The following is a 12,080-nucleotide window of genomic DNA, read 5'->3' on the forward strand; positions in this document are numbered from 1 at the left end:
GTTCCCCGCGCCCCTGAAAAGGGGCGCGGGGAACGGCGCAATCTTTTTGCCCTCAGTCCGTCTGGGGCGCAGGCTCGTCCACCAGTGCCGTCTGCATCAGACGCTCGCGGCGGCGGGCGATGTGCAGGGCCCTGCCGGGCGGCAGGTTGCGCGGCTTCGCGTTGCCGAACAGGCGGCCTTCCGTGGGCGGGCAGGACAGCAGGATCGCCGGGTTGTTGGCCTCGTCCAGGCGGCGGATGAGACCGTCGCTGAGACCGCGCCCCGCGCCCATGGCACTGCGCGCGACCACCAGGTGCAGGCCCATCTCGAAGCCGAGCGTCAGATACTCGAACAGCGGCTCCATGGGGCTCTGGAAGGAGCTGCCGGACACCATGTCGTAGTCGTCGACCAGGATGAACAGGCGCGGTCCCGTCCACCAGTCGCACTTGCGCATCCGGCCCGGAGCGATGTCGGCCCCCGGGACGCGGGTCTTCATGGCCCGCGCCGCGCCCTCGATGGTCTCCTTGAGGTTGTCCAGGGAGATGACGTGCCCGATGCGGTACTCCGCGGGGACGGTGTCGATCAGGGTGCGCCGGTAGTCGACCACGATGATCTTCGCCTCGGCGGGCGAGTACCGCGTGGTGATGCCCTCCACGATGCGGCGCAGCAGGTTGGTCTTTCCGCTCTCGGTGTCGCCGACCACCACCAGGTGCGGGGTGCGGCTGAAGTCGTGCCAGACCGGTTCCAGGGCGTCCTGGTCGATACCGAGAGGCAGCCGCATGCCGTCGCCCTCGGTGGACTCGGGCGCCGGGAGTTCGGCGAGCGGAAGCCGGTGCGGCAGCATCCGGACCTGCGGGGCGGGCGCGCCGGGCCAGTGCTTGGCGACCTCCGCGACCAGGTGCCCGACACCGTCGCCGAGGTCTTCGAGGGAGCCGCTGCCGTCCAGGCGGGGCAGCCCGGCCAGGAAGTGCATCTTGGTGTCCGCGGTGATGCCGCGCCCACCGCTGCGCGGCACCGAACGGGCCTTGCGGGTGTCGATCTCGGAGTCCATCGGGTCACCCATCCGCAGTTCGAGGCGGGTGGCGGCCTGGTCGCGGACCTGGGCGGACAGCTCCACCCAGCGGGTGGTGGTGATGAGCAGGTGGATGCCGTAGTTGAGACCGCGGGCGGCCAGCTCGTTGAACTTCTGGATCAGGTCGTCGTAGTCCTGGCGGACCGTCGACCAGCCGTCGACCACCATGAACACGTCGCCGAAGGGCTCGTCGGGGAACTCCCCGGCGGCCCGGCGGCGGCGGTAGGACTGCATGGAGTCGATGGTGTGGTCCACGAAGAACTGCTCGCGCCGGGCGAGCAGCGTCATGACCTCGGCGACCGCCCGGTGCACCCGCTCCGGGTTGAGCCGCGCCGCGACACCGCCGACGTGCGGGAGCGCGGCGAGCTGCGAGAGACCGCCGCCGCCGAAGTCGAGGCAGTAGAACTGGATCTCGGCGGGCGTGTGGGTGAGGGCGAGCGCACCGATCAGCGTGCGCATGAGGGTGGACTTGCCGCTCTGTGAACCACCCGCGATGGCGACATGGCCGCCGGCCCCGGAGAGGTCCACGACCAGGGGGTCGCGGCGCTGGTCGAAGGGCTTGTCCACCAGACCCACCGGAACCCGGAGCCTGCCCGTGCCGGACCAGTTGGCGGCGGTGAGGCCGCGTACCGGATCGGGGGCGAGGCCGGACAGCAGCGCGTCCAGCGGAGTGGGCTCGTCCAGCGGCGGCAGCCACACCTGGTGGGCGGCGGGGCCGGAGTCGCGCAGCCGGTCGAGGGCCACGGCGAGCAGGGTCTCCTCGTCCTCCTCGCTCTCCTCGTTCTCCGGCTCCGGTTCGGGCGCGGCCTCCAGCGTGCGGGGCACCACCCAGCCGCTGGTCCACGGCACCACCTGGCTGGCCACCCGGGCCTGGACCACGGCGCCGGTACGACGCCGGTAGGTGCCCGAGGAGTAGCCGGCCCGGAACCGGGTCAGGGCCTCCACACCGGACTTGAGGTAGCCGTTGCCGGGCGAGGCCGGGAGCTGGTAGGCGTCCGGTACACCCAGCACGCCGCGGCTCTCCATCGCGGAGAACGTACGCAGACCGATGCGGTACGAGAGATGGCTCTCCAACTGGTGCATACGGCCCTCGTCCAGGCGCTGCGAGGCGAGCAGCAGATGAACTCCTAGTGAACGTCCGAGGCGGCCGATCATCACGAACAGGTCCATGAACTCGCGGTGCGTGGAGAGCAGTTCGCTGAACTCGTCGACCACCACGAACAGGCTGGGCAGCGGCGCGAGGTCGGTCCCGGCGGCGCGGGCCCGCTCGTACTCCAGGGCGGAGGTGTAGTTGCCCGCGGAGCGCAGCAGCTCCTGGCGGCGCATGAGTTCGCCGTGCAGGGCGTCCTGCATACGTTCCACCAGGGCGACCTCGTCGGCGAGGTTGGTGATGACGGCGGACGTGTGCGGCAGTTCCTCAAGGCCCAGGAAGGTCGCGCCGCCCTTGAAGTCGACCAGGACGAAGTTGAGGGTCTCGGAGGAGTTGGTCAGGGCGAGGCCGAGGACCAGGGTGCGCAGCAGCTCGCTCTTGCCGGAGCCCGTGGCGCCGATGAGCATGCCGTGCGGGCCCATGCCGCCCTGCGCGGACTCCTTGATGTCCAGCTCCACCGGGCGGCCGTCCACACCGACCGCGACCGGTACCCGCAGCCGGCCGGAGCCGATGTGCTTGCTGAAGAGGGTCTGCGGGTCGTGCCGGTGCAGGTCGGGGATGCCGAGCAGGGTGGTCAGCTCGACGTCCGTCTCCAGCGGCTGCGAGATGTCGGTGCCCAGGCTGATCCGGCGGGCGGTGAGCAGCCGGGCCAGGGACTCCGCGCCGAGCGGGCCGAGTCGGTCGGGGCGGCCGAGCGCCACCGAACGCTCCTTGCGGCTGCGGTCGGTGCGCACCAGGCTCACCCGGTCCGCCGCGACGGTCAGCCGCAGCGTGTTGCGGCCGGGCCGCCAGCGCAGCGCCCCGGAGACGTCGAGGACCACGGCGTTGCGATAGCCCTGCCCCTCCCAGCGATGGCCCTCGGGGACACTGACACCGTCCAGGACGACGACGGTGTACGGCTCGTCACGGCCGGGGCGGGCATCCGCGTCGAAGCCGGGCCGCTCGGCGAACTCGGCGCCGAGCAGGTCGTCCAGCTCGGTGAGTTCGGCGGTGATCCGGCGGACCTGGCCCGCGCCGTCCTCCTCGTGCGGGTGCAGCGCGTGCGGCAGCCACTTGACCCACTCCCAGTCGGGCCGCCGCTCGTCACTGACACAGACCGCGATCCACAGCTCCTCCGGCGCGTGGAACACCGCGAGCTGGGCGAGCGCGGCACGCACGAGAGCACGTACGGCCTCGGCGCCGGGGCCCTCGGTCAGGGTGCCGCCCTCGGCCGTGCCGCTCTCCCCCTGCGGGGGCACACCCGGTTCGGAGGGCGCCGGCTGGCCGGGAGCCTCCGCCGGGCGCACCAGAACTCGGGCCGAGGAGCGCAGATAGAGACCGAGAGGCTGCTCGGGGATGGTGGAGTACGCGCGGATGAACCGGCGCAGGGCGTGCGCGCACAGCGGTTCGAGGTCCTCCACCGGGCGGGTGGAGACCGGCTGCAGGGTCAGCGCGAGCTGCTGCTCACCGACCGCGAGCCGCGCCTCGCCGAAGTCCTCGTCGGCCGGGCGGCGTTCCCACAGCCGGGAGGTGCGGGCCAGCGAGCGCAGCGAGGCGGGGTCGGGGTGACGCCAGGCGAGCGCCCGCTGCTGCTCCGTGATCGTGGACCGGACCCGCTTGCGGGTCTGCGCCAGATACCGGAGGTAGTCGCGGCGCTCGCCCTTCAGACGCTGCTTGCGCTCGCTGGAGCGGCGCATCAGCTGCCCCAGCAGCATCGCACCGGCGGAGAGCGCCATGACGCCCATCGCCAGATACATGAAGACGCCGTTGCCGCCCCCGGGGCGCAGGAACATCAGCATCATCGACACCGACATCAGGGCCATCGGCAAATAGGTCCATATCGCCGAGGTGTCGGGCACGGTCTCGGCAAGGACCGGTGGCTCCTGAAGGGTCAATTGCCCCTCGGGCATCTGCGGTCCGCGTCTGCGGGCCGGCCGGCGAAACAGCACGACACTCAAGGAACAGAACCTCCGGTTTTACTGGCTTTCCGGCCCGCACCGAATACCGGCGCACCCGGCAGCGGGAAAGACCGCACCGAGCACATTGTCCGGGTCCCCCGCGATCCGGGGAACGCCGGGTGAATGTTTCGAGCGGATAGCGGGGACGGTCAACTCCCGTGTTGGACAACTCCATACCGGACAATGCGTCCGGTCCGCAGCACGATCCGGCGGGCGTAGGCAGTAGTCTGCATTCACGGAACGCGACCTGTCCACGCGGGAGGGGCGGTCGCCGGCCGCGCGGACCAAATTCACCGGCCCGGCACCCCCGTTCCCGACCGCACGCGGGCCTTCCGTACTCTTCGCACATCCCTCTCCCGGGGAGGCCCTCCCACTGCCCCGGGGAAGTCCTCCTGTCAAAGCCCCCACGGAAGACGAGAGTTACGCTGATGACCGACAGCGCTGTGGCCGAACTGTGCCGCCTGACCGTACGTGCGCCGAGCGTCTCCGTCGATCTGGCCGTGCCGGCCGACGTACCGGTCGCCGATCTGCTGCCCACGCTGCTGCGATATGTCGGCGAAGAGGCGGAAGAAGCCGGCCTCGACCACGCAGGCTGGGTCCTCCAGCAGCTCGGAGACGCACCACTCGACGAGGAGACCACCCTCGCCCACGCGGGGCTCTCCGACGGCGCCGTGCTCTATCTGCGCCCGCACACCGAGGCGCTGCCCGAGGCCCGCCTCGACGACCTCGTGGACGGGATAGCCGACACCGCCGGGCGGCGCCTGAACACCTGGCACCCCGAAGCGGCCCGCGCGCTCCTGGTGGGCACCACCGCGGCCACCGTGCTGGCCGCACTCGCGCTGGTCCTGTGGCCCGGCACGCCCAACACCGGGTTCTCCCGGGTCGCCTACGCGGCCGTGACCGGCCTGCTGCTGCTCGCGGGCGCCGGCTCGGCCAGCCGCGCGGTCGGCGACCGCCTCTCCGCGACCGCGCTCGGCCTGCTGGTCGCGCCCTGCCTGGCCCTGGCCGGCTGGCTGCTGCCCGGCGGCGACCTGACCGGCGCGGACGCACGCCAGGTCATCGGCGCGCGGCTGCTCGCCGCGGGCGCGGCGGGCGCGGGCGGCGCGGTCCTCGCGCTCGCCGCCACCGCGGTCGGCGCCCCGGCCTTGTTCGCGACGGCGGTGGTCTCGGTGGCCACCGCGATCGCCGGCGGGCTCATCGGCTACACCGGCCTGGCCGTGCAGGCCTCGGTGGCGCTGGTGGCCACCGTGGTCGCGCTCGCCGCCGGAGCGGTCGCGCCGTTCGCCTTCAAGCTGGCCGGCATGCGGCTGCCCTCGCTGCCGTCCTCCGCAGCCCAGCTCCAGGAAGGCATCGAGCCCTACGCGGGCGACGAGGTCGCCGAGCGCACCATGCTCGCCGGACGCTGGGTCACCGCGCTCTTCGCCGCCACCGGCGTCATCGCGTCGGCGGCCCTGATCGTCCTCACCGAGGAACCGAACCTGCCCGAGACGCTGACGGCCCTCGGACTGACCCTGCTGATGCTCCTGCACTGCCGCGGTCTGGTGCACATCTCGCAGCGGCTGACCCTGGCCGTGCCCGGCGTCCTGGGCCTGCTGCTGCTCGCCCGCGCCTGGGCGGCGGGCCACGAGGGCACCGGACGCGCGGTCGTCTTCGCGGTGCTCCTCGGCGCCGCCGCCGCCCTCGTGATCGCCGCCTGGACGGTGCCCGGCCGCCGGGTGCTGCCGTACTGGGGCCGCGCGGCAGAACTGGCGCACACCGGCTTCGCCGTGGCGCTGCTGCCGCTCGCCCTCTGGGCCGCGGGGCTGTTCGGCTGGCTGCGCGGCCTGTTCGGCTGAGCACCCCGCTGAGCACACCCGCACGCCCGGCACGCAGAAGGAGTTGAGGAGAGGCCGTGCAGTCCAAAAGAGACCAGGTACACGCCCACAGTTTCATGATGGGCAGGCTCAGCTCGGGCCTGCTGATGGCCGACCCGGACGCCCCGGAGAGCCCGCTCGGGCGCACCACCCGCGGTGTGGTCTTCGGCGTCCTGGTGACCGTCCTGATCGGCGCGGGCGCCACCGTGTACGGCCTGCTGCGCCCCGGCGGGAACGACGGCTGGCGCGACGGTGAACACCTGGTGGTCAACCGCGACACCGGCGCCCGGTATCTGTGGACCGGCACCGACGGCGTCCTGCACCCGGTACGCAACTACGCCTCGGCGAAGCTGATCGGCGGCTCCGACCTGGCGACCGCCGACGTGCACACCCCCTCCCTGCAGGGTGTCCCGGTGGGTTCCCCGGTCGGCATCCCCGGCGCCCCCGACGCCGTACCGGCCTCCGGGCAGCTCGACGACGGCGCCTGGCACATGTGCGTGACCGGGCCGGACGGGGCGCTGCCCAACACCTCGGGCGTCGTGGCCACCACCGGCGTCGACAAGCCCGGAGCCACCACCGTGGCGGCCGGGATGCGGCTGGACTCGCGCGGCATCGGCCGCGACCGCGGGGTGCTGGTGAGCGGCCCGGACGACACCGAGTACCTGGTGTGGCGCGGCAGCAGGCTGCCGCTCGACCGCGCCTCCGACGCCCGCACCGCCCTCGGTTACGGCTCCCAGGACCCGATGCCCGTCTCGGCGGCCTTCCTCGACGCACTGGCCCCCGGCCCCGCCCTCAAGCCGCCCGCGGTGCCGGGGCGCGGCGAGAAGGGCCCCGAACTGGGCGGCGAGGCCAGCCGCGTCGGCCAGCTGTTCAAGGTCAGCGTGGTCGGCGGCGGCAGCACCTACCACCTGCTGCGCAAGGACGGCCTGGTGCCGCTGACCCGGCTCGGCGCCGCCCTCGTACTGGGCGACCCGGCCACCCAGAAGGACGCCTACGAGGGACAGTCGCCCGACGTGCGCACGGTCGGCGCGGACGCGCTGCGCGAGCACGCGGCGAAGGACGCGGCCGACGCCGCCTCCGCCGAACTGCCGGACGCGCCGCCCCTCCCGCAGTCCGCGGAGCGCGGCAGCGCGCTCTGCGCCCAGGTGGACGGCGACGACGGCGGCGTACGGATCAGGTCGGTCCTGGTCCCGCTGACCGAGCTGACCCCGGTCGCCGTGTCCGCGGGCACCGCGGAGCCCCTGGAGGCGGCCTGTGTGCCCACGGAGGCCACGGTGGTACGTCCCGGGCACGGCGCCCTGGTGCGGGCCCTGCACGCGAGTGGCGCCGCGCACGCAGGAACCACGTACCTGGTGGCGGAGAACGGCGTGAAGTACCGCCTCTCCGCCAAGGAATCGCTGGCGGCACTCGGGTACCAGGCCTCCGACATCGGCTCGGTCCCGGCTCCGCTGCTCGCGGCCTTCCCGACCGGTGCGGACCTCGATCCGGCCGCCGCCGTCGGCGTCACGGAACCCAAGGTCACGGCCCCCCGGTGCGGCACCGCCGAGCAGCCGGGCAAGGCCGGGGGCCCCGGCAAGCCGGCGGGCACCGGCAAGGTCGAGGAGGCGAGCGCCGCTTCGAAGGGCTGACACCGCATCCCGATTCCCGCGGCGAAGCCGTGGTGCGCCGGGAAAAGGAATACGAAAGGGACGGGCGCGGGATAACGTCGAGCCGAACTCGGCCCGGATGGCGCGGCGCAGAGAGTCCTACTCGGCGGTACACGAAGGTGAAACCTCAGGAAAAGCTCAAATATTTCGGCGGATCCCACCCGCGGAATACGGATGGGAACGTACACATTGCCAGGAGCGATGCTTCTCCGTGACCGTTCGGACTCATCGCGTGCCCGCTTTCCGCCCGCTTCCCATGCTGTTCGGGGGCGGTTGGTGCGCCGTATCCCGGGAAGTAGGGCTGCGCGTGTTCACCGGGCTGCAACGTTCGCACAACTCCGTTGCCATACAGGCGAATTCTACCGAACCGGCTGTTACTCACATCTTGCCTGCACGCGTTGCGCGGAACCCTGTTTTCTCTTTAGCCTCAGCGGGCAACGGTGCGTGAGACGCGCCTGAACGAAGGGAGCGTGACATGGCGGACAGCGCCGCAAGGAAAGCGGACTATGCCAAGGGCTTGGGGGGCGTCTCCTCTCTGGAGTCGGCCCGCAACGCGGTCGAGAAGACCCAGAACAACGTCGCCGAGATCGCGGCGCGTTCGGGAGTCGGCGGTGACGAGGGCCAGGCACTGCTGAAGCTCTTCCGCAGCTGGAACGCCGAGGCGCAGAAGGTCGTCGTCCAGATCAGCACGATGATCGACGCGCTCCAGGAGAACGTGACCTCCGCCAACCGTCTGGCGAAGGAGAACCAGGACCTGACCGAGGTTCTCAACAGCAAGACCAGCCAGGGCGTCTTCGAAGCACTGAGCTGACCCACCCGCGGTACCGGCTTCCTTCGGTGGAGCCGGACTTCGTGAGCTTCCCGGGCCAGGCGCCCGGCCTTCGAGAGGAGATGTCATGGCCGACGGCATCATCGATGTGCAATACCCCAAGGTCCAGCAGGCCATTGAAGAACTGCTGGAGCAGACCCAGGTGATCATCAACACCCTCAACAACCTTGAGGACGAGCTGAAGCCGCTCGTCAGCACCTGGGAGGGCGCGGACCAGGAGCAGTACCGCGTGGTCCAGGCGGAGTGGGACAACGCCACCAAGAACATGGCCAGGCTCCTCGGCGACAACGGCGAGCTGATCCGCACCATCCACGACAACCACTCCCGTGACGAGCGCAAGAGCGCCGACAACTGGGGCAACGTCCGGGCCCGTTAGGGTCCGAGCCGTGTCCGGCCGGAGCATCCCCTCGGCGGTATCGAGGGCGTGTGCGAGGGCCGGGCGTCGTGCGCGTGTGATCGACGGCCGGTCCGGTGGACCCGGGCTCCGGGCCCGCCGGGCCGGCCGCCGGCCGCACGCACCGCACCACTCGGCCCACCGGGCCGTCCGTACCCCCGTCCGGCACCCAGCAGCAGGAGATCGTCCCATGGCCGGTGAAAAGGCCGACGTCAAGCATTTCGACCTCAAGCAGATGGAGAACTTCCGGGACAACGAGGTACAGCCGGTCTACACGGCGGCCAAGAAGCACCGCGAAGAGGGCGACGGGTCCACCATCCGCCCGCTCGGCCACCTCGTCGACGGGCACACCACCCCGGACAACCTCGACCAGAACCAGCAGCTCCTGCGCATCGGCAAGATGGCCACCGAGCCCCTGGTCTCGGGACCGAAGCTGATCGAGGGCGTCCGCACCACCGCGGAGGCCATCGACAAGCTGCTGGGCGACCAGATGGATCTCTTCAAAGAGCTGAAGGAAGCCCTCTCGGACACCATCGAGGAGGCCAACAAGACCAAGAACAAGAACCTGGACGCGATCGACGCCCAGACCCTGCTGCAGACGTTCGAAGAGGTCGACACCCTCACGGCCGGCGGCACGGAAGAAGAAGACGAGGACTGACCCCGCCTGTGCCGGCGGTGGCCGCGACCGGCCGGCGCGCGTTCCGTAAGACACCCACGCTCGCGCACCCGTACGAAGACACGGTGTGCCGGTGCGGACGACAACCGACCAGAAAGGGCGCCCGGTGGCCGATCGCTACGACCCCAACTCCGGCACCAACCTCGACAAGTTCGACAATGCCGGCGACCCGTCGAGTGACGTCTGGGCCACCCTGGTCAAGCACATCACCGGTTATCCCGTGCCGGACCGCAGCACCGTCTTCGACACGCTCCGCTCCGACCACGGCGGCAAGCTCTTCCGGATGGACATCAAGGAGCGCAGCCTCAGCCTGATGGTCAAGGACTCCGGGTTCCTGACCAACACCGGCGAGGACTACGACATCTTCTTCTTCGACGGCGGCAAGAAGACGAAGATCATGCAGGCCCGGATCGTGTTCGAGGGCCGCGTGAAGGCCGGCGAGGAGATCATCTTCGCCGGTCCCGGCTCCGACAACGTCAATGACGCGCAGGTCCGTGAGGGCAACGAGTTCACGGACTACAACAAGGACAAGATGTCCACCATCCCGCTCGCCCGGTACATGAACGGGCCGCGGACGGCGCTCCTGGAGCTGCTGAGGGGCGGCACCCAGAACGCCCGGTTCAGCAACCTGAGCGTGGGCGGCAGCGACGCGGTGGACCTGAGCTCCTTCAACCGGACGGGCGAGTCCTTCGACTACGCCGCCAAGTTCTTCCGGGACCACCAGGTGGTCCTGAAGGACTGGGAGGACCGTTTCAGCAAGGACGACGCCAGCTGGAAGGGCGAGGCCGCGGAAGTCTTCCGCAGCCTGCTGAAGAAGATCCGCGAGAACTACGACGCCTACATCGAGACCTTCGACTCCTCGGCCGGCACCGGCGACGAGACCGGCACCGGCAACACGGTGTACTCGCGCGCCCTGTCGCTCGGCCGCAAGTACCTGGAGGACTCCGCCAGCAAGCTGCTGGAGGCCTGGCTGGCCTGGGCGAAGTCCCCGTACTACGACCCGCACCAGGTGCTGCGCTACGTCCTGGACGACCTCGCCCAGTGGGTGGACGCGAACAACGTCGCCAAGACGAACATCACGTCCACCAGCAACCGCTACACCACCACCGTCCGGCACAGCCCGCAGGGCGGCTTCACCCAGACGCACCCCGAGTACGGCGACCTGACCGACATCGCCAACTGGGCCAAGGTCGGTGACAAGGCGGTCAAGGTCTGGAGCCAGGGCGTCGAGGACTACCTGAGCAAGCCCGCCGCCACGGTGCAGTCGAACCTGAACAACCACTTCCTCGAACTCGGCGAGGACTTCGCGGACAACGTGCCCAAGCCGAAGTCGACCAGCACCGCCTCGGAGGAGTACGAGGAGAAGAAGGCGAAGGAGGAAGAGGAGGAGATCAAGAAGCAGAACGAGGAGAACAAGAAGTACCAGGACGAGCTGCGGGAGGAGCAGAACCGGCAGCGCGAGGAGGACAAGAAGTACCAGGAGGAGCTCCGCAAGGAGCAGGAGGAGCAGCGCGAGGAGGACAAGAAGTACCAGGACGAGCTGCGGGAGGAGCAGAACCGGCAGCGCGAGGAGGACAAGAAGTACCAGGACGAACTCCGCAACGAGCAGAAGGCGGAGCAGGAGGAGGCCAAGCGCGAGGCCGAGGAACTCCGCAACGAGCAGAACCAGCAGCGCGACGAGGACAAGAAGTACGCGGACGAACTCCGCGAGGAGCAGAAGCGCGAGCAGGAAGAGGCCAAGCGCGAGGCCGAGGAGCAGGCCAAGGCCGTGCAGGAGAGCCTCGGAGGCATCAACGACCCCAACGGGGTCAACGAGCAGAACCTCGACGGCCTCGACGACCTGCTGAACCAGAAGAACGACATCACCACCGAGAGCCTGGGCGACCTCGGCGGCATCAACGGCCAGGGCAACGGCAACGGCGAGACCGACCTGGGGCCGGTCACCTCGAACCTCGGCAACCTCGGCTCGCTGAACTCCCTCAAGACCCCGACCGGCGGCAACACGCAGGCCGACGGCGGCAAGCTCACCACCGACTTCCCCGACGGCACCACCACCTCGTTCGACCCCGACACCGGGACGCTGACGACCACGTCGCCGGACGGCAATGTCACCACGCAGGATCTGGGTGACGGTCTGAAGGTGACGAACCCGGACGGTTCGGTGACGTCGCTGGGTGACGACGGGAAGCTGACGACCACGTTCCCCGACGGCACGACCCAGACCGTCGACCCCACGACCGGCCAGGCGATCACCACCAACCCGGACGGCACGACCACGACGACCGACCTGGGCAGCCTCACCGACCTCAACGGCAGCGCCAACGGCGACGGGGTGCTCGACGGCCCGACCGGCGCCAGTACGCAGCTGAACAACGCCGGCGACCTGACGACCGACTTCCCGGACGGCAGCACCACGTCGTTCGACCCGGACACGGGGACGCTGACCACGACGTCGCCGGACGGCAATGTCACCACGCAGGATCTGGGTGACGGTCTGAAGGTGACGAACCCGGACGGTTCGGTGACGTCGCTGGGTGACGACGG

The 12,080-nt window shown here is 70.3% G+C and carries 7 protein-coding genes; 6 read left to right on the forward strand and 1 reads right to left on the reverse strand.

Annotated features, from left to right (window positions below; all coding sequences use genetic code 11):
* Positions 1 to 52 precede the first annotated feature (52 nt).
* Positions 53 to 4,090, reverse strand: coding sequence for a type VII secretion protein EccCa (gene eccCa / locus ACFVH5_RS33665; protein ID WP_385837481.1), 4,038 nt, complete (start codon positions 4,088 to 4,090; stop codon positions 53 to 55).
* Between the two features lie 476 nt (positions 4,091 to 4,566).
* Here eccCa and eccD point away from each other — a divergent pair, with 476 nt between their 5' ends.
* From eccD to ACFVH5_RS33695, 6 genes are all read left to right on the forward strand, one after another.
* Positions 4,567 to 5,973, forward strand: coding sequence for a type VII secretion integral membrane protein EccD (gene eccD, locus ACFVH5_RS33670; protein WP_385837482.1), 1,407 nt, complete (start codon positions 4,567 to 4,569; stop codon positions 5,971 to 5,973).
* A 56-nt stretch (positions 5,974 to 6,029) separates the two neighbouring features.
* Entirely contained in the window at positions 6,030 to 7,619 is a 1,590-nt protein-coding gene (gene eccB / locus ACFVH5_RS33675) for a type VII secretion protein EccB (RefSeq protein ID WP_385837483.1), read from the forward strand.
* A gap of 493 nt (positions 7,620 to 8,112) precedes the next feature.
* On the forward strand, positions 8,113 to 8,448 hold the full coding sequence (locus tag ACFVH5_RS33680; RefSeq protein ID WP_384814876.1) for a hypothetical protein: 336 nt from the start codon (positions 8,113 to 8,115) through the stop codon (positions 8,446 to 8,448).
* An 85-nt stretch (positions 8,449 to 8,533) separates the two neighbouring features.
* Entirely contained in the window at positions 8,534 to 8,842 is a 309-nt protein-coding gene (locus ACFVH5_RS33685) for a WXG100 family type VII secretion target (RefSeq protein WP_107018902.1), read from the forward strand.
* A gap of 208 nt (positions 8,843 to 9,050) precedes the next feature.
* Complete coding sequence (locus ACFVH5_RS33690) at positions 9,051 to 9,518, forward strand: type VII secretion system-associated protein (protein ID WP_189773764.1); 468 nt, start codon at positions 9,051 to 9,053, stop codon at positions 9,516 to 9,518.
* A gap of 91 nt (positions 9,519 to 9,609) precedes the next feature.
* Positions 9,610 to 12,080, forward strand: a 2,471-nt coding sequence (locus tag ACFVH5_RS33695; RefSeq protein ID WP_385837484.1) for an AAWKG family protein, incomplete at its 3' end; no start/stop codon positions are given.

This window comes from Streptomyces sp. NPDC127119 (assembly GCF_042677425.1).
Taxonomy (GTDB): domain Bacteria; phylum Actinomycetota; class Actinomycetes; order Streptomycetales; family Streptomycetaceae; genus Streptomyces.

Excerpts from the sequence above, each read along its gene's own strand:
- eccCa (WP_385837481.1), bottom strand. The coding sequence starts at position 4,090 with ATGCCCGAGGGGCAATTGACCCTTCAGGAGCCACCGGTCCTTGCCGAG.
- ACFVH5_RS33680 (WP_384814876.1), top strand. The coding sequence starts at position 8,113 with ATGGCGGACAGCGCCGCAAGGAAAGCGGACTATGCCAAGGGCTTGGGG.
- eccD (WP_385837482.1), top strand. The coding sequence starts at position 4,567 with ATGACCGACAGCGCTGTGGCCGAACTGTGCCGCCTGACCGTACGTGCG.
- ACFVH5_RS33690 (WP_189773764.1), top strand. The coding sequence starts at position 9,051 with ATGGCCGGTGAAAAGGCCGACGTCAAGCATTTCGACCTCAAGCAGATG.
- ACFVH5_RS33685 (WP_107018902.1), top strand. The coding sequence starts at position 8,534 with ATGGCCGACGGCATCATCGATGTGCAATACCCCAAGGTCCAGCAGGCC.